Origin of the sequence: Streptomyces sp. NPDC001922, assembly GCF_042891165.1 — a bacterium.
GTDB lineage: Bacteria > Actinomycetota > Actinomycetes > Streptomycetales > Streptomycetaceae > Streptomyces.
In genome coordinates this window covers 163,789-187,828 of the sequence record NZ_JBIASV010000013.1, presented here as the reverse complement: position 1 = coordinate 187,828, position 24,040 = coordinate 163,789, and the positions used below count along the sequence as shown (strand labels likewise).

24 protein-coding genes are annotated in these 24,040 nt (G+C 71.8%); 17 read left to right on the top strand and 7 right to left on the bottom strand.

The genetic code is table 11. From position 1 onward, the window contains the following. Window positions 1-356 precede the first annotated feature (356 nt). The 14 genes from ACFYYR_RS24530 to ACFYYR_RS24465 all read left to right on the top strand — a co-directional run bounded on the left by ACFYYR_RS24530 (window position 357) and on the right by ACFYYR_RS24465 (window position 11,077). Complete coding sequence (locus ACFYYR_RS24530; protein WP_388857384.1) at window positions 357-764, top strand: hypothetical protein; 408 nt, start codon at window positions 357-359, stop codon at window positions 762-764. Window positions 765-894: 130 nt separating this feature from the next. Beyond that, window positions 895-1,464 carry a phage tail protein gene (locus ACFYYR_RS24525; RefSeq protein ID WP_388857381.1) on the top strand — a complete coding sequence of 190 codons (570 nt, stop codon included), beginning with the start codon at window positions 895-897 and terminating at the stop codon, window positions 1,462-1,464. Between the two features lie 455 nt (window positions 1,465-1,919). Next, window positions 1,920-2,210, top strand: coding sequence for a hypothetical protein (locus ACFYYR_RS24520; RefSeq protein WP_351507982.1), 291 nt, complete (start codon window positions 1,920-1,922; stop codon window positions 2,208-2,210). A gap of 65 nt (window positions 2,211-2,275) precedes the next feature. After that, complete coding sequence (locus ACFYYR_RS24515; protein ID WP_388857378.1) at window positions 2,276-2,629, top strand: hypothetical protein; 354 nt, start codon at window positions 2,276-2,278, stop codon at window positions 2,627-2,629. Window positions 2,630-2,892: 263 nt separating this feature from the next. Next, on the top strand, window positions 2,893-3,468 hold the full coding sequence (locus tag ACFYYR_RS24510; protein ID WP_388857375.1) for a hypothetical protein: 576 nt from the start codon (window positions 2,893-2,895) through the stop codon (window positions 3,466-3,468). A gap of 114 nt (window positions 3,469-3,582) precedes the next feature. Continuing rightward, window positions 3,583-4,092, top strand: a complete 510-nt coding sequence (locus ACFYYR_RS24505; RefSeq protein WP_388857372.1) for a hypothetical protein — start codon at window positions 3,583-3,585, stop codon at window positions 4,090-4,092. Between the two features lie 259 nt (window positions 4,093-4,351). Continuing rightward, complete coding sequence (locus ACFYYR_RS24500; RefSeq protein WP_388857369.1) at window positions 4,352-5,209, top strand: hypothetical protein; 858 nt, start codon at window positions 4,352-4,354, stop codon at window positions 5,207-5,209. A gap of 6 nt (window positions 5,210-5,215) precedes the next feature. Continuing rightward, entirely contained in the window at window positions 5,216-6,061 is an 846-nt protein-coding gene (locus ACFYYR_RS24495; RefSeq protein WP_388857366.1) for a hypothetical protein, read from the top strand. Then, entirely contained in the window at window positions 6,048-8,414 is a 2,367-nt protein-coding gene (locus ACFYYR_RS24490) for a hypothetical protein (protein WP_388857363.1), read from the top strand. The genes ACFYYR_RS24495 and ACFYYR_RS24490 overlap by 14 nt, the downstream gene beginning before the upstream one ends. Window positions 8,415-8,463: 49 nt before the next feature. Continuing rightward, a complete protein-coding gene (locus tag ACFYYR_RS24485) occupies window positions 8,464-8,754 on the top strand; it encodes a hypothetical protein (RefSeq protein WP_388857361.1) in 291 nt (96 codons plus the stop codon). A 75-nt stretch (window positions 8,755-8,829) separates the two neighbouring features. Then, a complete protein-coding gene (locus tag ACFYYR_RS24480; protein ID WP_388857358.1) occupies window positions 8,830-9,477 on the top strand; it encodes a hypothetical protein in 648 nt (215 codons plus the stop codon). Window positions 9,478-9,588: 111 nt separating this feature from the next. Continuing rightward, complete coding sequence (locus ACFYYR_RS24475) at window positions 9,589-10,470, top strand: peptidoglycan-binding protein (RefSeq protein ID WP_388857355.1); 882 nt, start codon at window positions 9,589-9,591, stop codon at window positions 10,468-10,470. 77 nt (window positions 10,471-10,547) lie between these two features. After that, a complete protein-coding gene (locus ACFYYR_RS24470) occupies window positions 10,548-10,814 on the top strand; it encodes a hypothetical protein (protein ID WP_388857352.1) in 267 nt (88 codons plus the stop codon). Beyond that, window positions 10,811-11,077 (top strand): hypothetical protein, encoded by a 267-nt coding sequence (locus ACFYYR_RS24465; RefSeq protein WP_388857349.1) that lies wholly within the window; start codon window positions 10,811-10,813, stop codon window positions 11,075-11,077. The genes ACFYYR_RS24470 and ACFYYR_RS24465 overlap by 4 nt, the downstream gene beginning before the upstream one ends. A gap of 275 nt (window positions 11,078-11,352) precedes the next feature. Here the strand turns inward: ACFYYR_RS24465 and ACFYYR_RS24460 are convergent, their stop codons facing one another. Further along, window positions 11,353-12,027 carry a Crp/Fnr family transcriptional regulator gene (locus ACFYYR_RS24460; RefSeq protein ID WP_351508004.1) on the bottom strand — a complete coding sequence of 225 codons (675 nt, stop codon included), beginning with the start codon at window positions 12,025-12,027 and terminating at the stop codon, window positions 11,353-11,355. A gap of 250 nt (window positions 12,028-12,277) precedes the next feature. Between ACFYYR_RS24460 and nth the strand changes: the two genes are divergently transcribed. Genes nth through ACFYYR_RS24445 form a run of 3 tightly spaced genes read left to right on the top strand, consistent with a single transcriptional unit; the run spans window position 12,278 to window position 15,074 of the window. Further along, complete coding sequence (gene nth, locus ACFYYR_RS24455; RefSeq protein ID WP_388857345.1) at window positions 12,278-13,099, top strand: endonuclease III; 822 nt, start codon at window positions 12,278-12,280, stop codon at window positions 13,097-13,099. Between the two features lie 13 nt (window positions 13,100-13,112). After that, a complete protein-coding gene (locus ACFYYR_RS24450; RefSeq protein ID WP_388857342.1) occupies window positions 13,113-13,862 on the top strand; it encodes an NUDIX hydrolase in 750 nt (249 codons plus the stop codon). A gap of 12 nt (window positions 13,863-13,874) precedes the next feature. After that, window positions 13,875-15,074 (top strand): MarP family serine protease, encoded by a 1,200-nt coding sequence (locus tag ACFYYR_RS24445; protein ID WP_388857339.1) that lies wholly within the window; start codon window positions 13,875-13,877, stop codon window positions 15,072-15,074. A 468-nt stretch (window positions 15,075-15,542) separates the two neighbouring features. Here the strand turns inward: ACFYYR_RS24445 and ACFYYR_RS24440 are convergent, their stop codons facing one another. From ACFYYR_RS24440 to ACFYYR_RS24415, 6 genes are all read right to left on the bottom strand, one after another. After that, a complete protein-coding gene (locus tag ACFYYR_RS24440; protein ID WP_351508012.1) occupies window positions 15,543-15,764 on the bottom strand; it encodes a hypothetical protein in 222 nt (73 codons plus the stop codon). A 112-nt stretch (window positions 15,765-15,876) separates the two neighbouring features. Then, window positions 15,877-16,803 (bottom strand): alpha/beta fold hydrolase, encoded by a 927-nt coding sequence (locus ACFYYR_RS24435; protein WP_388857336.1) that lies wholly within the window; start codon window positions 16,801-16,803, stop codon window positions 15,877-15,879. Then, window positions 16,800-17,258 carry a phage holin family protein gene (locus ACFYYR_RS24430; RefSeq protein WP_388857333.1) on the bottom strand — a complete coding sequence of 153 codons (459 nt, stop codon included), beginning with the start codon at window positions 17,256-17,258 and terminating at the stop codon, window positions 16,800-16,802. The genes ACFYYR_RS24435 and ACFYYR_RS24430 overlap by 4 nt, the downstream gene beginning before the upstream one ends. 75 nt (window positions 17,259-17,333) lie before the next feature. Further along, a complete protein-coding gene (gene nhaA / locus ACFYYR_RS24425; protein WP_388857330.1) occupies window positions 17,334-18,725 on the bottom strand; it encodes a Na+/H+ antiporter NhaA in 1,392 nt (463 codons plus the stop codon). A gap of 530 nt (window positions 18,726-19,255) precedes the next feature. Further along, window positions 19,256-21,217, bottom strand: a complete 1,962-nt coding sequence (gene acs, locus ACFYYR_RS24420; RefSeq protein WP_388857326.1) for an acetate--CoA ligase — start codon at window positions 21,215-21,217, stop codon at window positions 19,256-19,258. 467 nt (window positions 21,218-21,684) lie between these two features. Then, window positions 21,685-24,036 carry a SulP family inorganic anion transporter gene (locus tag ACFYYR_RS24415; RefSeq protein WP_388857323.1) on the bottom strand — a complete coding sequence of 784 codons (2,352 nt, stop codon included), beginning with the start codon at window positions 24,034-24,036 and terminating at the stop codon, window positions 21,685-21,687. Between the last annotated feature and the right edge of the window lie 4 nt (window positions 24,037-24,040).

The window sequence follows — 24,040 nt, the reverse complement described above, 5'->3', positions numbered from 1 at the left end:
GCTGCCCTCACCACATCTTGGATGTGGTGAGGGCAGTTTTTCGTTCCCGGGCCGTGGGGGCGCTGTTGCCCGGGTTCGCATCGGGCAGCCCATGACCCGGCCAGGTCCTGCGAGTCCTGGCCGAGTGGCCGCCCCGGCACCCGGATCTCATCGGGCCGCTCTCTCATGAGAGACGTTGGTTGCGCGCTCGCACGATCTCGTTCACACTTGGTGCAGCGGCGGAGCTGTGCCCGACACCGGGCAACGGTCCGCCGTTTCGCATGTGCGCGGCTCGCCGTCCGTACTCCTTCCTCCATCCGCACGGACGGCGGCCGCGCGCTTCTCTCCTGCCACCGCTTCCGACAAGGAGCCCGCATGTGAGTGATGCCCTGATCGCTTTCCCCGATGTGGAACGCCTCGTCGTCGACCACCTCAAGGACCGTGCCGAGCTGGCCGGGGTGACGGTCGACAACCGGCCGCCCGCCGGCTTCAACGGCACCCAGAAGGCCGTCCTGGTCTCGCGGACCGGCGGGGCCTGGGTGGACGACCAGCACCTCGACCAGCCCCTGGTGGACCTCGAGGTCTACGGGCCGGACAAGACGGCCGCGCACGGCGTGGCCCTGGCCGCCCGCGCCGCACTGCTCCAGGCGCGCGGCACGACGTACGGCGGCGCGTACGTCACCGATGTCGTCGAGGCGGACGGCCCGCGCTGGCTGCCCGACTACAACCGCCCCGCGGGCAACCGCTACCTCTCCACGGTGCGGCTGCTGATCCGCACCGCCTGAGGCGCACCACCTGATGCGCACCGTCTGATGCGCACCGCCTGAGGCGCAGTTCGCGCCTCTCTCCTACGGGCCCTGCCGGAACGATCCGGCGGGGCCTTTGCCATACCCACCTGATGAATGAGGAGTTCACATGGCAGGCAACAAGGGTTCCGAGATTCGCGTCGCCGGTTCCGGCCGGGTGCTGGTCGCCGCCCCGGGCAAGGCCGCCCCGGTCGACACCGCCGCCGCGTGGAGCGCCGACTGGATCGACCTCGGCTACACCACCACCGACGGCATCAAGTTCAACAAGAAGGACAAGATCGACCCGGTCGACACCTGGCAGTCGGTGAGCCCGGCGCGGTTCATCTACTCCGACCGCGACCTGACCGTGAAGTTCCAGCTCCTCCAGCTGAACAAGGACACGCTGCCGTTCTTCATGGGCGGGGACGCGGTGGCCGCCGGCGCCGCCGCGGGGCAGTTCAAGTACGACCTGTCCGCCGAGCCGAAGAAGGACGAGCGGCAGCTCGGCATCGAGTTCAGCGACGGCGGGGTGGCGACCTACCGGTTCATCATCCCGCGCGGTCAGGTCACCGAGACCGAGGAGATCTCCTTCACCCGCACCGGTGCGGTGAAGCTCGGTGTCACCTTCACCGCGCTGGCCGTGGAGGACGCCACCAAGCCGCTGGCGACCATCCTGATGAAGGACCCGTCCTACGCGTAAACGGCGGGTGTGGGGCGGCTCTTCGGGGCCCCTTTCGGAGTCCCTCTTCGGAGACCGCTCAGGTCCGCGCGGGCGCACCGTCCCCGTCGGTGCCCGCTCGCGCGGACCCGCACGTCCCACACGTCCGCATATCCCGGACGTCCTGCACGTCCCTCGCGTCACGGCACGGGCCGGCCCTCCCCCGTGGGCCTCTGCGCGTCCGTGCCGTGGCGGGGATTCCGGGTGCGTGGCGCGATTTCCGTGTCGCCGTACCGGCTGCCGGCGGTGGTTGTGCGGCCGTGCCGCTGCCCGAGTGGCGGTGGTGCGGCCGTGCCGCTGCCCGTGTGGCGCTGTACGGCCGGCCCGGCTGCTCGTCACGCACCACGGCGGTGTCCGGTGTGCCCCCAAGGCGCATCGGACACCGCCCCCTCCCTCTCCACACCTCATCTCTCCACCACCTGTGAAGGAGTCCGCGCATGTCCGGATTCGACGTCAACGCAGCCCGTGCCCAGCGCCTGGAAGCGCTCGGCCGGGCCTGGACGTTCCAGCTCGACGACGACACCTTCGAGCTCCCGACCGAGCTCACCCGGCAGACCGCCAGGAACCTCCGGGACCTCGACGACAACGACGTGGACGGGCTGCTCCAGCTGCTCCTCGGTGAGCAGCAGTTCGCCCGGTTCAACCGGCACGAGGTGACGATGCAGGACATCGGCGCGATCCTCGAGGCCTACGGCAAGGAGACGGGGCTGGGCCTGGGGGAAGGCTGAGCCTCGGCGCGTTCGTCGACGAACACGCCGAGGCCCTGGAGGCGGACCTGCTCCGCCACTACGGCGTGGATCTGCTCGACTGGCACCGCGGCCGGCTCTCCTCCCGCCGGCTCGCGGTGCTGCTCGCGCACCTTCCACGCGACGGAGCGGTCGCCCGCGAGCTGCACGACGAGGCGGCGGAGTGGTCGGTGACGGACCACCTGCTGGCCACCGTCGCCGATCAACTGGCGGTCTCCAACTGGATGTTCGCCACGGTCAACCGGGACGAGGACGCGGAGCCGTTGGACTACCCGGAGCCGATCCCGCGGCCGGGGGCGACAGGTCCGGAGGCCATGGGTGAGGATCGGTCCGGTGAGGCCGGTCAGGTGTCGTCCTCGCCGGTGCCCGACCGGACGGAGCTCATGCGCTTCTTTTCCTGAGTGCGTCAGTGCTCCGTTCTCCTGAGTGGGGCTTTCGGGCCGCAGTTGCCCAGGAGACAACGATTCCGGGAACGGCACAGTAGAGATTCCACCGCCCTTGATATGGACCTCCCGCTGGCTGTGTGCCAAGAGTCGGAACGCTGCACGCGCTATGCAGTTCAAGGTCGGCCGCCATTCGAATTTCTCGCCGGTGTGGTTGTCTGCACCGTCGGTGTGCGGTTTGATGTTCTTCTGCATTGCGCGCGATTCAGGGGAGGGTGGGCATGGCGGACGCGAAATCCAGCGCATGGTCGGGCTGGAGAGACAAGGAACTTGCAATTCCGGGTGCGGGGAAAGGGGTGCCGATCCCGCTGGAGCTCCGAGGGGGCTTCAGCAGCAGCTTCAGCTTCCACCCGGTCCGTAGCGGTACTCGCGGGAGGGATGCCGGCCCCAACCTCGGGAGCACTGCGGGACGCGGAGCGTTACGTGTCGTCCTCCCTGCCAGGTTCGACTCGGTGGCGATCCGGCGCCGTCGGGGCCATGAGGGAGCCGGCGGCATGCACCGATGGAAGATCAGGGTGCTGGCTCCGGACGATGTGCCTCTGCTCTCCTCGGAGCCGTACAAGGGGCACGGGTTCGACACCGTGGCATTCTTGGACGGCTCTCGCCGATCCGTCGATCTCCACTACGAGTTCGAGGACGAGCATTCGTACGGCGACATCCTCTTCAATCCGGAATCGGGGAGGGAGCCTCAGTGCTTGGTCCGTTATGACGTGCAGCACAGGGGAACTCTCCGCCTTCCGGAGCCGGGATACGTGACCTTCGAAACCCCGGATCGTTGGGAAGTGCGAGTGGAGTAACCTCAGAAGTTTCAGTCGAATAGGGCGCCCGTGGATTTAACTGCGGGCGCCTTTTTGTTTTCCGATGCCGCCGGGATCTCGTGCATGGCGCCCGGGAAAAATGGAGGTGGATCCGTGGGGAAATCTGACAGCGGAGACGAGGTCTGGATTGTCGGCCTCTTCAAGAGGGAGTTCTCCAGCTTCAAATCGAGCTGGAAATCATTCACGGAAGACATGGTCAAGCGGGAATACGTCAAACAGTTTGAGGCTTCGGGGGTCAAGACTGAAGCCAATGCTGTTGTGGGTGCCGCCAACCTTGTCAATGCGGAGGCAACCTGGCTCAAACTGGAGAAGACCCTGTGGGACCCCTTGGGGGATCTTGAGAAAGCGAAGGAAGAGGAGAAGCTTCGCAGAAGCAACATGCACCCCACTCAGCTCCGGGATGCCATCACCGATGCCAAGAGGGACCTGAGGCAGGACATCGCAAGAGTGCGGGGCGAGGCCGGGCAGGCCCGCAACAAAGCAGAGGAAGCGAAGCGGGCCGTTACGTCCATTCGCCGGCAGACGGCCCGGGACCTGCAAGGAATTGCCGACGAGTTCGAGCGCGTCGAGACGCGTATCAACGGCCTCGGACAAGCCCTCTGAGCAGGGGCGTCATCGAATGAGAACTCTCTGAAGGAGGGGAAATATGTCGCTCACGGTGAAGCTGCGGGCTGCCAATTCGGCCCTGCGGGGCTTTGCGCGGACCGCAGGGGGGAGCGCCTCATCCGTCAACAGATTGAAAAATGCGGCGGCACAGAGTTCCGCGCCGCTGGGCCGGATGAAGGGAGGAACGGACAAACTGGCCTCCTCCGTAGGAAAGTTGCGGGGCGCTGCTACGCAAAGCGGCAGCGGACTACGCACCATGCGCTCCGCTCTGACCCAGACGGATGGTTCGCTGGGGAAGGCCAAGAGGGGAGCGGACCGGCTCAAGTCGTCCCTCGACAAGCTCAAGTCCTCCGCCGGCAATGCCCAGAAGGCCCTCCGCGACGTCAAAAGGCAGTCCGACGCCGTCGAGAAGTCCGTCGGCAAGGCCGGCAAGAACGCCGACCGGACCGGTAAGTCGATGGGCGGACTCGGCAAGGGCCTCAAGGGCGCGTCCCTCGCGCAGAAGGGGCTCAACCTGGCCATGGCCGCCAACCCCTTCGGCCTCATCATGACGCTGCTCGCTCCGCTCATCGCCCGCTTCGTCGACATGGACAAGGTCGTCAAGCTCGGCAAGCGTGGCATGGAGATCGCCTGGAGCGCGATCAAGGGGGCAACCAGCTCGGCGATCAAGTTCCTCACGCCCCTCCTCAAGGGCGTCGTCAACGTCTTCACCGCGCCCATCCGCGGCCTGATCACCGCCATGAACGGTGCGATCGGCGGCCTGAACAAGATCAAGGTCAACATCCCCGGCTGGGTACCCGTCGTCGGTGGCAAGTCGTTCGGGCTCAACATCCCGAAGATCCCCAACATCCCGGCCCTCGCCCAGGGCGGTGTCGTCCAGCCCCGCAACGGCGGCCGGCTCGCGCTGCTCGCCGAGGCCGGTGAGGCCGAGGCGGTCATCCCGCTGTCGAAGCTGGAGCGGATGTTCAGCCGCCACCAGGGCGGCGGCGCCGCGCTGCAGCGTCTCGCCCAGGCCATGGAGCGCCTCGCCGAGCGCCCCGTGCATGTCCAGGTCGACTCCCAGACCATCGCCCGCGCCGTCCTCGTCGGACAGCGCCAGCTCGCCCGGAGGTGACGACGGATGGCCAGAAATCTGTGGATCGGCAAGCCCGGTCTGCTGCGTGAGATATCCCAGGCCGCCCGCAGCTGGGACCGCAGTGCCGAACTCAACATGACCGAGTTCCGGTCGCTGGAGGGCCGGGTCACGGCGATCGCCCCGGCCCGCACCACCCGCCGTCTCAAGCTCTCCTGGGAGTGGCTGGAGCCGGCGGACGCCCAGCACCTGACCCGTCTCGCCCGGCGCGTCAACGGCCCCGGGATGCTCGGGCGGAACGTCTATGCGGGCGGTGCCGTCGCCGTTCTCGACCCCGCGTCGGTCAACCTGCTGGACCCGCTCCAGGCCGCCGGGCAGTCCGAGCGGTCCAACGGCGGGGACCACTGGTTCACCGTCAGCGGCACCATGGTCATCAGCCCCTTCATCGGCGACGCGGTCCTCGGCGACTGCCAGGACGAGGCCACCGCCATCGGCTGGCGGCACGGCAGTTGGGCGGGCTGGCCGGTCATGCCCGGCATGCAGGTCTCCTGGATGGTCCCGCCGGACTGGAACGCCGGCCTCTGCCAGGCCCAGCTGGACTGGAAGGACATCGACGGCCAGTACCTGTCGAGCACGGCGACCGCCGGACCGGTGACCACCGGCCTGGCCCCCGAGGGCGCCGCCTACGTCACCCCGGTCGGCCGCCCCGGCGCCACCGGCATGACCGCGCTCGCCGGCGCCTGTCTGACCGTCGGGGAGCCGCCGGTGGCCTTCGCCCTCGGCGACGGCTGCCCCGCCATGGCCGTCACGGCCTTCACCGACACCCCCGCCACCCGCCTTCCGTACCGCAGCATCAGTCTCGACCTGGTGGAGGTGCTCGGTGCAGCCCTCTGACGAGGTTCTGGACGCGGCCCTCGCCGCCCCGCAGCGCGACGTGGCCCAGTCCACCCGGCTCGGCGGCCGGGAGCTCGGCCCGCAGGTCCAGTCCTGGAAGGTCGAACGGGCCTACAACACCGACCTGCCCGAGGCGATGCGGGCGGTCTCCGGCAGCGCGTCGGCCCAGCTGGAACTCCAGCTCTCCGGCGCCGACGGCGTGCCCGCGCCCCGGATGTACTCGGCCTGGGCCGACCGCGCCACGGGCGACGTGGCCCGCCCCGGCCAGTCCGTCGTCCACTCCGCGGGCCTCACCGGCCGGATGCTGCCCGCCTTCCGCGGCACCGTGCGGTCGCGCTCCGCCGACTCCGGCAGCGACACCGTCACCGTGCAGGCGCTGGACGGCGCGGAGCGGCTGCGCGGTCCGGCGTCCCTGCCCCGCCCCTACCACGGGGTGCTGTACGGGCGTCCGGTCGCGACGGCCACCTGGTGCGTGGACGAGCTGCTCCGCCAGGGAGGCATCCACACCTGCCCGCCCCCGCGCGCACCCGAGCTCGACAAGGAGGACGCGGACCCGTTCACCGTCCTCTACGCCTCGCTGCACGGCGGCTTCAACGCCTCGTACGGGCAGCCCGAGACGGTGCCCGCGCCCTCCGCGTACGACTGGGTCCGTGAAGGGGCCCCGTTCGAGATGGCGCTGATGCCGAAGGAGGCCGGGCTGACCGTCTCCTGGATGCCGCGGTCGCGGTTCGTCCTGCCGGGCAGCATCTTCCAGGTGGAGTGCTGGGTCAACACGGCGCTGTCGCGGGGCAGCAAGCTCGAGCTGAAGACGGTGTTCGACCGCAGTGCCGGGGCGAGCGGCCATCTGACCGCGGTCTTCGACACCTCCAGCGGAGCCGTGACCATCACGTCCGGCACCGTCGGGGGCACCTCGGGGACCTGGACGTGGAACTTCCCCAAACTGGCGTCGGCCAAGGGCCGCTGGCACCTGGGCTTCATGGCCGACGCGACCGGCACCGGGACCTCGGTGATCCCCAGCTTCCAGCCGAGGCTCACCGCTCCCGACGGGGGATACCTCGTCGGCGGGAAGTCGGCGTCCAGCACCAACACCAACGCCGCGCAGCCACAGTCGGAGCTCAACCGCGTCGATGTGATCACCGACATGGCCGTGGAGTGCGTCCAGGTCACCGACCGGATCTGGACCGACACGGCCGGCTATCCGGCCGAGGAGTGGGAACAGCGGGGCCGGTGGAGCAAGGGCGCGGCGCTCGACGAGGCCGCCCTGCCGCTCTACGACGTGCCCAAGGTCTCCGGCTCGCTGTGGGAGGCGATCACGGAGATCGCCCGGGCCAGCATGTCCACCGCGGAGTTCGACGAGTTCGGGGTCTTCCGCTGGCGCGGCCCGAAGCGGTTCCAGACCACCCCCACCGAGCCCGACCTCACCCTCACCACCCTCCGGGACATCGCCTCCCTCACCGTGGGCGAGGAGATCGACGCCTGCCGGAACTACTGCGAGCAGCCCTACAAGGACTGGTCGAAGGTCACCTCGGTGCTCGGCACCGTCGTGGACGACCCGACGAAGTGGGAGATCCCGCCGGGCGGTTCACGGGAGGTGTCCTATGCCGTCGCCGAGGACGAGAACGACTTCGGCCCGCCGGTCGTCGACGACGACGTGACGCCCATCAAGGGCGGCAGCAAGGTGCGTTTCGGCACCGCCGTCACCGGTGGCAAGGCCGTCAAGGGCGCGGTCACGGTGAGCACCCGGCGCCAGGGGCCGCTCGTCATCCTGCGCTTCACCAACCGGGGCACGGCCGCCGTGTGGACGGTCACCAAGGACGGCAAGGGGTCGGTGCACCTCGAGACCATCAAGTCCGGCGCCGAGCCCAAGCAGCGCAGCTACGCGTGGTTCAACACCGACAGCCAGAAGTACTACGGAAAGCAGCAGTACCTGGCCGAGGCGTCCGACTGGGTCCAGGACCGGCCGAGCGCCTCCGACCTGTCGTTCGCCATGCTCGACGCCGGCCGCTACCCGATGCCGCTGCTCGGCGAGGTCGAGGTGCTGCACGACCCCCGGGTCCAGCTCGGCGACGCCGTCCGGGTCGTCGACTCCGCGGGCGCCGCGCTCGACACCCTCGCCTGGGTCGTCGGCATCCGCACCACCGCCACGGCCGGCAGCGCACCGCAGCAGGTCCTGACCCTGCGCGGGGCGTCCTGGACGAGTCCGCCCCGGGACGAGGGCCTGGTCCCCGACCCGCCGCTGGACCCGAACGTCGGCCGGCAGCGCCCGTACACGGAGGTCACCGCGGCGTACGACACCCTGGCCGACCTCCTCGCCAAGGGCATCCCCTACCGGGCCCTGAAGCAGTACGGCTGACCATCCGCCCGCGGCCGACCGCCGCGCGCCCGACCGAGGACGGTACGCAGTGAGCGAACCCCTCCGCGAAGCCCGGCCACTTCCCGAGGCCCAGTCCCTCCTCGTGGCCCAGCCACTCCCCGAGGCCCAGCCTCTCCAGGCCGGACAGCCCTTCCCGCAAGCCGGTCCCTTCCCCGATGCCGAGCCCCTCCCCGAAGCCGGACCGCCGCCGCTGCCCGGCCCGGCACCGGCCGCCCCGCCCCCCGACTGGACCGCCCTGACCCCGATCGACGATCCGACGATCCGGGAGGGCGACGCGCAGTCGGGGGAGTACGTCCTGCCCCCGCCGATGGGCGACTGACCGCTTCCGACCCGCCGTGGGCCCCCCGCCGGGAGGCCCGCCCTCCCGGGCCGCCACACAACTCACGGAGACCGCATGAGCAAGCTCACCCCGCTGGGGAGCCTCCCCTATCCGCAGCCCACCGACGTGGCCGACGTGCCGCTGCACCTGCAGTCGCTGGCCGAGGCGATCGACGGCCGGACCGTGCTGCGCTTCACCGACATCGCCAACCTCCAGGCCCGGGTCACCAACCCGGTCGCGGGCATGGTGGCTTGGCTGGGCACCCCGGGCCGGCTCTTCCACTACGCCGGCAACCACTGGGCGCCCGTCGCGCCGGGCCCGGTCCACAAGGTCAACAACAACGAGGGCTCGACCACCTCCACCACCTTCGTGGAGACGCTGACGAGCGCCACCGGCGACCCGATGGCCGTGTCCTTCACCGCGCCGCCCTCCGGTTCGGTGATCGTCACGGTCGGCGCCTACACCTACAACTCCGCCGCGGACGGCCTGGCGTACATGTCGGCCGCCGTCCGGCTCGGGACGACCGTCAAGCTCGCGGCCCACGAGGACCGGTCCTCGATCGTCCGGTCGGCCGCCCGGGTCTCGGCGTCCACGCAGTTCCAGGTCTCCGGCCTCACCGGAGGAGCGCTCCACACGGTGACACCCGCGTACCGGGCGGGCGGCGGCGCGGGCAACACCGCGTCGTTCGACAACCGCTTCGTACGGATCGACCCGGTCACCTGAGCCCGCCGGAACGGGGCGGGCACCGGCCCCCGCCCGCCCCGTTCCTTCAGCACCGCACCCACCCGCCCCGAGCCCGCCGGCCGGGGCTTTTCCCTGCCCGGAGGAGAACCCATGGCCACTCCCCTGAGCGCCGACGCCTTCGCGCGCGCCCTGCGCGCCGAGGGCGTCCGTGTCGTCGAGCACGACGGCTGGCGCACCCGCAACCGCAACCACATGGGCCCCTGGGGGCCCGTCAACGGCGTGATGCTGCATCACACCGCCGGCCGGGACAGCGTCGCCCTGTGCCGGAACGGCATGACCGGCCTCCCCGGCCCGCTGTGCATCGGCGTCATCGCCAAGGACGGCTCGGTCCACCTCGTCGGCTACGGCCGCACCAACCACGCGGGCCGCGGCTCGCGCGCCGCGTACGAGGCCGTGCGCAAGGAGTCCGCCCAGCCGGGCGGCCGCCCCGGACCGGACGCCGTGGACGGCAACGTCCACTTCTACGGCTTCGAGATCGAGAACCTCGGCAACGGCCGCGACCCCTACCCGGACGCCCAGCTCGCCGCCGTGGAACGGGTCGCCGCGGCCGTCTGCCGGGCGCACGACTGGTCCTCGGCGAGCGTCATCGGCCACAAGGAGTGGACGATCCGCAAGATCGACCCGTCGTTCTCGATGGCCGCCATGCGCACCCGGATCGCCAAGCGCCTCGGCGGCCGGCCCAAGCCCCCGAAGCCCGCGGACACCCCCGACGGGTACGAGCCGTTCCCCGGCGCCGCCTTCTTCGCCGCCGGCCGCCGCAGCCCGCTGATCACGGCGATGGGCCGGCGGCTGGCCGCCGAGGGCTGCGGCCGGTACGCGGTCGGACCCGGCCCGGAGTGGTCGGACGCCGACCGGGCCTCGTACGCCGCCTGGCAGCGCAAGCTCGGCCACTCCGGTGCCGACGCCGACGGCATACCGGGCCGCGCCAGCTGGGACCGCCTCCGGGTGCCGCGCGCCACCCGCACCGCCTGAACGCCCCCCGCACTGCCTGAACACCCCACCGCACCGCCTGAACGGGCACCACCCGCACCGCCTGAAAGGGAACACCCATGTCCGAAGCCGCCAAGCGCACCGCGCGCACCGTGCTGCAGACGGCCGTCGGCCTGGCCGTCGCACTCCCCGCGATCGTCGGCGCCGCCGGCATCCCGGCGGCCCTCCCCGGGGTGGCGGGGGCGCTCGCCGTGGCCGGAGGCCTCGCGCGGATCATGGCGCTGCCCGCCGTGCAGCTGCTGCTGCCGGGCTGGCTGCGCACCGTGCCGGCCACCCCCGACGAGGAGCTCCGCGCCCTGCTGGACGGCCGCGGGAGCCGCGGATGAGCGGGCCGGAGGGCCGCTCCGACGCCGCGTCGGTCGCCCTGGAGCTGGAACGGCTGCGGGGCACGGTCGAGGCGGGGTTCGCCCGGGTCGACGGCTCCCTGGCGCTCCTGGTGCAGCGCAGCGACCAGACGGACAAGCAGCTCGCGGACCACGAGTTCCGGCTGGACGCCCTGGAGCGCACCCGCTGGCCGCTGCCCTCACTGGCGGCCGTGACGGGCGTCCTGGCCCTGGTGACGGCGGTGTACGGCGCCTTCGCGCGGTAGCGGGCGGGACCCGTGCCCGGGAGCTCGGTACCCGGACCCCGTACCCGAGGGATGCCCCGCGCCCGGGATGCCCCGTGCCCGGGGGAGGCTCCGCGTCCGGGAGGCCCGCGTCCGGCATGCCCGTGACCCGCGCCGGCCGGGACCCACCGCCGGAGACCCACCGCCGGAGACCCTCCGGCCCCACCGCCGGGCACCACCCGGCCCGCACAGCGAAGAGCCCCGCCTCCCGGAGGCGGGGCTCTTCGTCATGCGTGCGGGGCCGTCGCGGCCCCGGCTCAGCGCGAGCGCTTCGCGAGGCGCTCCACGTCGAGCAGGATCACGGCGCGCGCCTCCAGGCGCAGCCAGCCGCGGCCCGCGAAGTCCGCGAGCGCCTTGTTGACCGTCTCGCGGGAGGCGCCGACCAGCTGGGCCAGCTCCTCCTGGGTGAGGTCGTGCACCACGTGGATGCCCTCCTCCGACTGCACGCCGAAGCGGCGCGAGAGGTCCAGGAGCGCCTTGGCGACACGGCCCGGAACATCGGAGAAGACCAGGTCCGACATCGAGTCGTTGGTGCGGCGCAGTCGCCGGGCGACGGCACGCAGCAGGGCGGTGGCCACCTCGGGCCGGGCGTTCAGCCACGGCTGGAGGTCGCCGTGCCCGAGGCCGAGCAGCTTGACCTCGGTGAGGGCGCTGGCCGTGGCCGTGCGCGGACCCGGGTCGAAGAGCGAGAGCTCGCCGATGAGCTCGCCGGGGCCGAGGACGGCGAGCATGTTCTCGCGGCCGTCGGGGGATGTGCGGTGCAGCTTGACCTTGCCCTCGGTGACCACGTACAGCCGGTCGCCGGGGTCCCCTTCGTGGAACAGGGCATCGCCCCTTGCGAGGGTGGCCTCGCTCATGGAGGCGCGCAGCTCGGCCGCCTGCTCCTCATCGAGGGCAGCGAAGAGCGGAGCGCGCCGCAGAACGTCGTCCACGTGATCTCTCCTTGTCGACATGCTCAGGGGGCCGTGGTCCCCATGATGCCGGACGGTAAAACTGTGTGATCAAACACAAGTGTGGCGCATCCCTGCCGGAAGCCCTACGGCAGGGGTCCGATCGGGGCGCCGTTCTCCGGCGCCCGGGGCGGATGTCGGTGGCGGGCTTTAGTCTGGCCGAGTGTCCAATACGCCGGTGAGAGCAGAGGGCAAGGGGGCCGGGCGGGTGACTTCGGGCCGTAATTCCGCTGTGGGCGAACAGGAGCCCACGGCGAAGAAAAAACCGGCGAATGCCGCAAAGTCCAAACCGGAGTCCCGGCTGGCGCTCGTCCGCCGGGCCCGCCGGATCAACCGCGAGCTGGCGGAGGTCTACCCCTACGCCCACCCCGAGCTGGACTTCGAGAACCCGTTCCAGCTGCTCGTCGCCACCGTGCTGTCGGCGCAGACCACCGACCTGCGGGTCAACCAGACCACTCCCGACCTCTTCGCCGTGTACCCCACGCCCGAGGACATGGCGGTGGCGAACCCGGAGGAGCTGGAGCAGATCATCCGGCCCACCGGCTTCTTCCGCGCCAAGACGAAGTCGCTGATCGGCCTCTCCACCGCCCTGCGGGACCGCTTCGGCGGGGAGGTGCCGGGCCGGCTGGAGGACCTGGTCACCCTGCCCGGAGTGGGCCGGAAGACGGCGCATGTGGTCCTGGGCAACGCCTTCGGGGTCCCCGGCATCACCGTGGACACCCACTTCGGCCGGCTGGTCCGGCGCTGGAAGTGGACCGAGCAGGAGGATCCGGAGAAGGTCGAGGCCGAGGTCGCCGCGCTGTTCCCGAAGAGCGACTGGACGATGCTCTCCCACCGGGTGATCTTCCACGGCCGCCGGATCTGCCACTCCCGGAAGCCCGCCTGCGGAGCGTGCCCGATCGCGCCGCTCTGCCCGGCGTACGGCGAGGGCGAGACCGACCCGGAGAAGGCGAAGAAGCTCCTGAAGTACGAGATGGGCGGCGCCCCCGGGCAGCGCCTGAAGCCCCCGCCGGACTACCCGGGCAGGCCCGCACCCCCGCTGGGGGCGGCGTGACCGGGGCGGCGGCGTGGCGGACCGCGGCGGCCCCCTGCCCGGCGCACCGGGGCCCGGACCGGGGAGGGCGCCGGTGACGCGGGCCCAGGAGGCGAACGACGGCGCCCTCGTCAGCGACGCGGGCCTGCCCGGCTGGCTGGAGCCGGTGTCCCGGGCGGCGCGGACGGTCCGGCCCGAGCAGCTGAGCCGGTTCCTGCCGCCCGAGTCCGGAGGCCGCCCGTCCGCGGTGCTGGTCCTCTTCGGCGAGGGCTCCCACGGGCCGGAGCTGCTGCTGATGGAGCGGGCCGGCACGCTGCGCTCGCACGCCGGCCAGCCGTCCTTCCCGGGCGGCGCCCTCGACCCGGAGGACGGCGACCCGCAGACCGAGGGCCCGCTCCGGGCGGCGCTGCGTGAGGCGGAGGAGGAGACCGGGCTCGACCCGTCGGGGGTGCAGCTCTTCGCGGTGCTGCCGCGGCTCTTCATCCCGGTGAGCGATTTCGTGGTCACCCCGGTGCTCGGCTGGTGGCGGAAGCCGAGCCCGGTCTCCCCGGTCGACCCGGCGGAGACCGCGCGGGTCTTCTCCGTCCCGGTGGCCGACCTCGCGGACCCCGCCAACCGCGCCACCGCTGTTCACCCCAGGGGTCACACCGGTCCCGCGTTCCTCGTCCGGGATGCCCTGGTCTGGGGTTTCACGGCCGGTGTGATCGACCGCATTCTGCACTTCGCGGACTGGGAAAGGCCCTGGGACCGCACGAAGCGCGTCCCGCTCGACTGGCGTGCATGAGACGGTGTCCCGGTGAATGTGCTGGACATCCTGTTGCTGCTCGCTGCCGTGTGGTTCGCGATCGTCGGCTATCGCCAGGGCTTCGTCGTCGGCATTCTGTCGGTGACAGGGTTCCTCGGGGGCGGGCTCGTCGCGATCCATCTGCTGCCCGTGATCTGGAGCCAGTTCACGGGCGAGCGCACGCCCGGGACGGGCGCGGCGGTCGCGGCGGTGGTCATCGTCATCGTGTGCGCCTCGGTCGGCCAGGCCTGCACCACGCATCTGGGCAACAAGCTCCGCCGGCACATCACCTGGTCACCGGCGCGCGCCCTGGACGCCACCGGTGGCGCCCTGGTGAACGTGGTCGCCATGCTCATGGTGGCCTGGCTGATCGGCTCCGCCCTGGCGGGCACCTCGCTGCCGACGCTGGGCAAGGAGGTCCGCAACTCCAAGGTGCTGCTCGGCGTCTCCCAGGTCATCCCGGAGTCGGCGAACACCTGGTTCGGTGACTTCAGCACCGCCCTCGCGCAGAACGGTTTTCCCCAGGTCTTCAGCCCGTTCTCGAACGAGCCGATCACCTCGGTCGAGCCGCCCGACCCCAAGCTCGCCACCAGCCCGGTCGCCACCCGCGCGCAGCGCAGCATCGTCAAGGTGCTGGGCACCGCGCAGGGCTGCGGCAAGGTGCTGGAGGGCACCGGTTTCGTCTTCTCCCCGCACCGCGTCATGACGAACGCGCACGTCGTCGGCGGGGTGGACGAGCCGACGGTGCAGATCGGCGGGAAGGGCAAGCTCTACGACGCGACCGTGGTGCTCTACGACTGGGAGCGCGACATCGCGGTCCTGGACGTGCCGGCGCTGCGCGCCCCCGCGCTCCGGTTCACCGGGACCGACGCCGGGACGGGGAACAGCGCGATCGTCGCCGGCTTCCCGGAGAACGGCGCCTTCGACGTACGGGCCGCGCGCGTCCGCGGCCGGATCAACGCCAGCGGCCCGGACATCTACCACCGGGGCACCGTGCGCCGCGACGTCTACTCGCTGTACGCCACGGTCCGGCAGGGCAACTCCGGAGGCCCGCTCCTCACCCCGGACGGCCGGGTCTACGGCGTGGTCTTCGCGAAGTCGCTCGACGACAAGAACACCGGCTACGCCCTGACCGGGGACGAGGTGCGCGAGGACGTCCTCAAGGGCCGGTCGGCGGACCAGCCGGTGGAAAGCGAGGGCTGCGCGCTCTGACGCCGGCCCGGGCCCGCACGGCGCCCGTGGGCGCCCCGGACCGGCGTGCCGGCGGGGCAGCGGCCACCGTTCGGGAAGGCTCAGGGCAGCGGAACACCACTGACGGCCGGAGCGGGCCCGCAACCGGCTCGGTACCAGCAGAGCCGGGGCGTCGCCCGTCAGGTCTGCGGAGCGCGCCCAGCCGTATCCAGGCCGCTCCCACTGCCCCGGCACCTCCGGGCCGCTCCCGACCCCGCCACGGGCCATCGCCGGACGCACCCGGCTCCCCGACGGCAGGCGTATCCGCCGAGGCAACGGGAACCGTCCGGGAGGTACCCCGGTGACCCCCGCCCACGGTCGGTGCATCCTCCGTCGACGCAGCGGTACGGGATCACGGACCGCGGCAGCCGCCCACGACCGGGCGCGGTGGCACAGGCCGGCTGCTGCGGATTCCGTCCGGTCCGCGGACGGTGGGGCGGCGGAGCGGCGTCAGCCGCGCGGATGCCGCAGGCGCGCCGACACCCAGCGGGCACGGCGGCGAAGGATGCGTGGGATCCCCAACTGGAGATCGGCGATTCTGCCGGGGTGCCCCACCACGACCACCCCCTGCGGGGTGCTGCGTGCGGCGGAGGCGCGGCGGCTACGAACTGCGTTGTCCCGGGGGTCCACCCCCGGACCCCCGGCATTGCGGGAGTCGTGCGTCCAACCCATACCGAAGAGGGTGCCCCTGCCCCTTGGTCGGTAACCGCGCTCGGGACTGCCAATTGGCCTATGCGGGCGGCAATTGGCCGCCGACCCACGGGCGGACGGGGTGTTCCGGAGTTCAACGATCCGGTTCGGGGTCCTTGAGCCAGTTGATGAGTTCCGTGGTGAACGCGACCGGGTCCTCCTCGTGCGGGAAGTGCCCGAGCCCGTCGAAGAGCCGCCAGCGGTACGGCGCCTCGACGTACTCCCCGGATCCCGCCGCGCTCCGGGTGCGCATGACCGGGTCGAGCGACCCGTGCAGATGCAGCGTCGGCACCCGCACCGGCCGCTTCATCCGGCGGTTGAACTGGACGCCGTCCGGGCGGGCCAGCGACCGCACCATCCACCGGTAGGGCTCGATGGAGCAGTGGGCGGTCGACGGGATGGTCATCGCCCGCCGGTACACGTCCACGGCCTCCTCCTCGGGGGGCCGGGGCCCGGACCAGTCCCGGATCAGCTCCCCCACCAGCGCCGCGCCGTCCGCCGTCAGCCGGCGCTCGGGCAGCCACGGCCGCTGGAAGCCCCAGATGTGGCTGCCGGCGGCGGTCTGCCGGGCGTCGGTGAGCATCGCGGAGCGCCAGCGCCGGGGATGCGGCATGGAGGAGACCGTCAGCCGCCGGACCAGCTTGGGCCGCATCGCGGCGGCCGTCCACGCGAGATAGCCGCCCAGATCGTGGCCGACCAGCGCGGCGTCCGGCTCCCCCAGCGAACGGATCACACCCGTCACATCGAGCGCGAGATTGGCGGGGTCGTACCCCCGGGGCGTGCGGTCGCTGCCGCCGACCCCGCGCAGGTCCATGGCGACGGCCCGGAAGCCCGCCTCGGCGAGCGCCGTGAGCTGGTGCCGCCAGGTCCACCAGAACTGCGGAAAACCGTGCAGCAGCAGGACGAGCGGCCCGTCGCCGGCCTCGGCGATATGGAATCTGGCGCCGTTCGCGGCCACGTCGCGATGGGTCCAGGGGCCGTCGAGCCGTACGACCGAGGCGCTGCTGTCGGGTGCCGTCATACGGAGGAGCGTGTCACAGTCACGCCGATCGGGCGCGGTTCGCTCGCCGGGCGCGGATGCGGCTTGACGCCCTGCAGCACGGCGGCCGTCTGCTTGGCCGAGGAGATGCTCCGCTGCGGGGGCTTCACCTTCTTGAACTTGGCGATCGCGAAGAGCCCGAGCACCGCGGCGATCAGCAGGTAGGCGCCGCCCACGATCAGGAAGGACCAGGCCAGACCGAGCCCCAGATTGTGGATGCCGTACGCGGCGGCGAAGCTCAGCACGGGGAGCGCGAACAGCGCCAGGATCCCGGCCGCCGTGATCGCGCCGCCGCCGATGCCGGCCCGCTTCGCGTCCTGGCGGAGCTCGGCCTTGGCTAGGGCGATCTCGTCGTGCACCAGGGCGGACATCTCGGTGGTCGCCTGCGCCATCAGCTGACCGAGGCTGCGGTCGCCGTCCTGCTCGACTGCGCTCATCGATACATCCCTCTTCTCTCTGCGCCTCTGCGCTCCGGACTGCCCACCGGGGCTTACCCGCCGGTTGCCCTCAGATCATGCCGGACCGTCGCGTTTTGTGCTTCCGTCCGCCGCCCCCTCGGCCAACCGCCGGTGCTCCGCGGCCTTCGCCTCGAGGATGGCCGCCATCCGCAGGTGGTACTCCGGGTTGTCCAGCTCGTAGATGTCCGGGATGCCGTCCTGGTCCTCGTCCCGCTCCTCTTCCTCGAACAGCCTCCGGTACACCCGGTCGCGCAGTTTGAGGAGCACCCCGGCGAGGATCGCCGCGATCAGCGACCCCACCAGGACGGCCGCCTTCACCTCGTCGGTGAGTACCGGGTCGTCGGGGAAGGCCAGTTCGCCGATGAGCAGCGCCACGGTGAAGCCGATACCGGCGAGCGCGGCGACGGCGAGCACATCGGCCCAGGCCAGATCCTTGTTGAGTTCCGCCTTGGTGAACCGGGCGGCGAGCCAGGAACCGCCGAAGACACCGACGGTCTTGCCGAGGACCAGGCCGAGGACGACGCCGAGCGGCTCCGGGGTGGTGAAGACGTCGCCGATGGCCTCCCCGGAGACCACGACCCCGGCCGCGAACAGGGCGAACAGCGGCACCGCCAGACCGGCGGACAGCGGTCGCACCAGGTGCTCGATGCGCTCGGCCGGGGAACGCTCCTCGCCCTCCCGGACCGTGCAGCGCAGCATCAGTCCCATCGCGACACCGGCGACGGTGGCGTGCACGCCGCTCGCGTGCATCAGCGCCCACACGACGAGGGCGAGCGGCACGTAGACGTACCAGCCGCGCACACCCCGGTGGTGCAGGAACCAGAACAGCACGAGGCCGGCGACGGAGAGCCCCAGGGCCACGAAGTCGATCGTGGTGGTGAAGAAGACCGCGATGATCAGAATCGCGAAGAGGTCGTCCACCACGGCCAGGGTCAGCAGGAAGGCGCGCAGCGCGGCCGGCAGCGAGGTGCCGAGCACGGCGAGGACGGCGAGGGCGAACGCGATGTCGGTGGCGGTCGGGACCGCCCAGCCGGCCAGGCTCCCCCCGCCGCCCACGTTCACGACGGCGTAGAACACCGCCGGGACCACCATGCCGCAGGCCGCCGCGACGACCGGGAGGGCCGCCGCCCGGGGGTCGCGCAGTTCCCCCGAGACCAGCTCGCGCTTGAGCTCGATACCGGCGACGAAGAAGAAGATGGTGAGGAGCCCGTCGGCCGCCCAGGAGCCGACGGAGAGGTGGAGATGCAGGGCCTCGGGGCCGAGCTCGAAATCCCTGACGTCCTGGTAGAAGTCGCTGAGCGGGGTGTTCGCCATGACGAGGGCGGCGAGCGCGGCCACCAGCAGGAGGATTCCTCCGGCCGTTTCGGTCCGCAGCGCGTCCGCCACGAAGTTCCGCTCCGGGAGCGGGAGACGGGCGAGGAACGTGCGGCTCTGGGGCGCGGCCACGGGGGCGACCTCCGGTCGGTTCGGTGAGAGTCCTCAGCCCAGGCATCGCTGAAGCTCTTGCCGACCAGACTTCCCGGCACCCCTGTATTTCTTGTCGCGACTTTGACGCGACGGCCAGTTTACCCGGCCCGCACAGGGGAGCGACGGGGGGAAGTTCACCCGCGCAGTGCACGGCGGGAGGAACGCAGGTCGGGGCGCACGCAGGACGTACGCAGGCCGGGGCGTACGCGGGCCAGGACGTACGCGGGTCGGGCGCACCCGCCACGGACGTAGCGCGTGCCGGGCGCACCCGTACGGGACGGGCCCACTACGACGGGAGCGGCCCACCACGGACGCAGATGCGCCGGGAGCGCCGCATGACGGGGCCGCCGCCCGACGGGACGGCCGCACCACGCGGCCCGGCGTCCGCCCGAGGGCGCCCGGAGCCTCGTCCGCACGACGGGACGCTCGGCACAACGGGGTGCCCGGCGTCATGCCGGACACCCCGTCATCGGTGTTCCGCCGGTGCCCCTGGGTGGGCTCCGGTCCGCTCAGTCCTCGCTCGAGGCGCTGGGCAGCTGGCTCTGGATGAGCTCCATCACCGACGAGTCGGTGAGCGTGGTGACATCGCCCAGGTCCCGGTTCTCCGCGACATCGCGCAGCAGCCGGCGCATGATCTTGCCGGAGCGGGTCTTGGGCAGCTCGGCCACCGGCAGGATCCGCTTGGGCTTGGCGATCGGGCCGAGCGCCTTGGCGACGTGGTTGCGGAGTTCCTCGACCAGCTCCGCGCCCTCGGTCGCGCCGCCGCGCAGAATGACGAAGGCACAGATGGCCTGGGTGGTCTGCGGATCGGTGGCCCCGACCACCGCGGCCTCGGCGACCTTCGGGTGCGAGACGAGGGCCGACTCGACCTCCGTGGTCGAGATGTTGTGGCCCGACACCAGCATCACGTCGTCGACCCGGCCGAGCAGCCAGATGTCCCCGTCGTCGTCCTTCTTGGCGCCGTCGCCCGCGAAGTAGCGGTTCTGGAAGCGCGACCAGTACGTGTCGAGGTAGCGCTGGTCGTCGCCCCAGATCGTCCGGAGCATCGAGGGCCACGGCTCGGTCAGCACCAGGTAGCCGCCGGAGCCGTCCGGCACCTCGTTGGCGTCGTCGTCGACGACGGTGGCGGCGATGCCGGGCAGCGGAATCTGCGCCGAGCCCGGCTTGGTCGTGGTGACTCCCGGCAGCGGGCTGATCATGATGCCGCCGGTCTCGGTCTGCCACCAGGTGTCGACGACGGGCGTCCGGTCCCCGCCGATGTTCTTCCGGTACCAGACCCAGGCCTCGGGGTTGATCGGCTCGCCCACCGACCCGAGGACCCGCAGCGACGACAGGTCGAACTTCGCCGGAATGTCGTCGCCCCACTTCATGCAGGCGCGGATCGCGGTCGGTGCGGTGTAGAGGGTCGTGACGCCGTACTTCTGGACGATCTCCCACCAGCGGCCCTGGTGCGGCGTGTCCGGGGTGCCCTCGTAGAGCACTTCGGTCGCCCCGTTGGAGAGCGGCCCGTAGACGATGTAGGAGTGGCCGGTCACCCAGCCGACGTCGGCGGTGCACCAGTAGACGTCGGACTCCGGCTTGAGGTCGAAGACCGCGTGGTGCGTGTAGGACACCTGGGTGAGGTAACCCCCGGTGGTGTGCAGGATGCCCTTGGGCTTCCCGGTGGTGCCGGAGGTGTACAGGATGAAGAGCGGGTGCTCGGCGTCGAACGCCTCCGGGGTGTGCTCCTCCGGCTGGCGGTCCACGATGTCGTGCCACCACACGTCGCGGCCCTCGGTCCACGCCGTGTCCTGGCCGGTGCGGCGGACGACCAGCACGTTGCGCACGTTCTCCGTGCCGGGGCGGGTCAGTGCCTCGTCGACGGCGGGCTTGAGGGCGGACGGCTTGCCGCGCCGGTAGCCGCCGTCGGCGGTGATGACCACCCGCGCGTCGGCGTCCTCGATCCGGGTGGCCAGGGCGTCGGCGGAGAAGCCGCCGAAGACCACGGAGTGCGGGGCACCGATCCGGGCGCAGGCCAGCATCGCCACGACCGTCTCCGGGATCATCGGAAGGTAGACGGCGACCCGGTCGCCCGCCCGCACCCCCAGCTCGGTCAGGGCGTGCGCCGCCCGCGAGACCTCACGCTGCAGCTCGGCGTAGGTGATCGAACGGCTGTCCCCGGGCTCGCCCTCGAAGTGCAGGGCCACCCGGTCGCCCAGGCCGTTCTCGACGTGCCGGTCCACGCAGTTGTACGCGACGTTGAGCTTGCCGTCCGCGAACCACTTCGCGAAGGGCGGGTTGCTCCAGTCGAGGGTCTCGGTCGGCTCGGTGGCCCAGGTCAGCCGACGCGCCTGCTCGGCCCAGAACGCCAACCGGTCGGCACCGGCCCGCTCGTACGCCTCGGCCGTCACATTGGCACCGGCGGCCAGGTCGGCCGGCGGCTCGAACCTCCGGTCCTCCTTCAGCAGGTTGGCCAGGCTTTCGTTGCTCACGACATCTCCCAATCCGAGGGTCCCCTGTGTGTCCCAGGCCATAGCTCATCAGTCAGCTGGCCACGTGACAAGGGCCTTCCGTGATTGGTTTAGACCTGTGCCCCGAGGTGCCCGGACAGCTGTGAGACGTACCCCGGCGGAGGCCGATTCACCGGCCCGCCCCGGGATCCGCCCCGCTGCCCGCCCATCCGGCGCAGAGCCACCACCGCGGCACGGATCTTCGCCGGTCGGGCAGCCGCCGACCCCGACGGCACCGCGCCCAGCAGCCCCTTCCCCCCAGCAGCCCCGGTCGCCCGAGCGGGCCCCGGTTGCCGAGCGGGGACGGGGGAGCACCACCGGGGTGTGCGGGACACCCCGGTGCAGCTCCCCACTGGACGAGTGCTCGGGCGGCCCGGGACGGGAGCGGCCGCACGAACCGGGCCCGGCCGCCCGGAGGCGGACCGAGCGCCCGTCGCGCCCGGCGCCCGTCAGACCAGGCTCTCCTCCTGCGCGGCGGGCTCCACCCGGGCGAACTCCTTCGCCTCCCCGTCGAGCACGTACGCCTGTGCCTCCCCTACATCGAAGTACATGCCGTGCAGCTCCAAGGAGCCCTCGGCCATCCGGCGCGCCACGGACTCGTGCGCCGCCAGATTGCGCAGCTGCTGCACCACGTTGGTCAGGCAGAGCCGCTCCACCGTGTCCGCAGGCGGCCGTCCGGCGATCCTCGGCCCGTCCTCGGGGTGCCCGGCGTTCATCCGGTCCAGGCTGGGGAAGCCGTGTCGCAGCCAGCGCTTCAGCGGGGTCCGCGGGCCTTCCGGCCCCGAGCTCAGCAGCGCCTGCATGGCTCCGCAGCCCGAGTGTCCGCACACCGTGATGCTGCTGACCTCCAGCACCTCGACCGCGTATTCGATGGCTGCGGCCACCGAGTCGTCCGAGGTCTCGAGCCCGGGCAACGGCACCAGGTTGCCGACATTCCGCACGGTGAAGAGGTCACCCGGTCCACTGGACGTGATCATGCTGGTGACGAGCCGCGAGTCGGCACAGGTGAGGAACAGCTGGGACGGCCGCTGCCCCTCCTTGGCCAGGCGGGCCAGCTCGTCCCGCACCAGCGGCGCGGTATTGCGCTGGAACGCGCTCAAGCCGCTGACCAGCTGTCCGCTCGCCGCCCCCGGCTTGCGTGGCGTCGGCGGCCGGGTGCACTGGTGGTTGCGCCAAGGAGTCCACGGCCGGCAGCTGTGCGAGGCGTGCGGTTCGCCGATGCGGTCCCCCGCCCGCCCGGTGACCGTCACGGTCCCCCCGAGCCCGGTGTGTGCGTCCCGCCAGTGCTGCAGCGTCTCGTACGCCGCGTGGTCCAGGAACGAACCGTCCAGCTCGACCACGGCGGGCGCCCCCTCGGGCACCTGCCCGAGGGCGCGGCTGAGCCGGGGCACCGCGAGGAACATCAACTGACCGCGCACCCGCACCCGGTGCGTGCCGTCCGGTTCCTTCTCGACGGTGATGCGGGTGTGTGCCAGCCGGTGCAGCGCCAGGCCGACCGCGACGGCGATACCGGCCGCCACTCCCTCCAGTACACCCAGCAGGACGACGGCGGTCAGGGTCGCCGCGTACACCAGGACCTCCCGGTGGCGTCTGACGGTGCGTACGTGCGTCAGGCTGACCATCTGCACACCCACCACCATCACCAGTGCCGCGAGGACGGCCAGCGGGATCAGCTCCAGGGCGCCGACGAGGACGCCGGCGGCGAGGAGCACCCAGACCCCGTGCAGCACCGTCGAGGCCCGGCTCACCGCTCCGGCGGCCACGTTCGCCGAGCTGCGCACGGCGACACCGGTGACCGGCAGTCCGCCCAGCGCCCCCGACACCACATTGGCCGCGCCCTGGCCGCGCAGCTCCCGGTCCAGGTCGGCGCGGGGGACCCGGCTTTCCGGTGGCCCTCCGCGGGCTGTGGCCAGCTTGTCCACGGCGACCGCGGACAGCAGTGATTCGACACTGGCCACGAGGGTGATGGTGAGCGCCGCCGCGAGGAGGCCCAGGACCGGCCCGTCGGGCATCCCGGGCAGTGCGTGACTTCTCCAGGAGGGCAGGTCGACCCGCGGCATGCGCAGTCCGGCCAGCGTCGTGAACGCCGTGGCCAGGGCGACGGCCACCAGAGCGGCCGGAGCCCTGCGGAGCATGCGGCCCCAGCGGTGGGGGAGCCGCGGCCAGACCAGGAGGGTGGCCACCGTGAGCGCGCTGACGGAGAGAGCCCCGACGTGGAGGTCCGTCAGCTGGTCGGGAAGGGCCAGGGCGTTGGCGACGGCGGAGCTCTGCGGCGTGCCGCCCAGGACGACATGGAGCTGCGCCAGCGCGATGGTGACCCCGATGCCGGCCAGCATGCCGTGCACGATCGCGGGGCTGACGGCCAGGGCGGACCGGGCCACGCGGGCGCAGCCCAGGCCGAACTGGGCCAGTCCGGCCACGACGGTGAGGGCGCAGGTGGTGCGCCACCCGTACTGCTGGATCAGATCCGCGGTGACCACGGTGAGTCCCGCGGCCGGGCCGCTGACCTGGAGCGGTGCACCGCCGAGCAGCCCGACGACGATCCCGCCGACGGCGGCCGCGACGAGCCCGGCCTGGAGCGGAGCTCCGGTGGCCAGGGCGATGCCCAGGGACAGCGGCAGGGCGATGAGGAAGACGGTGGCGGATGCGGAGAGGTCGGCGGTGTGCAGCCGGAAGCGCCTGCCCGGGCGGCGGCCCTCCGGGGGTGGGCACGGTTCTCGAGTGCTGCGGGCGCCGGATTCTTCCGGCGCTGTGCGGTGCGGGCGCAAGGGGCGGTCGCCCATGGACATTCGCAAGGTCATCGTC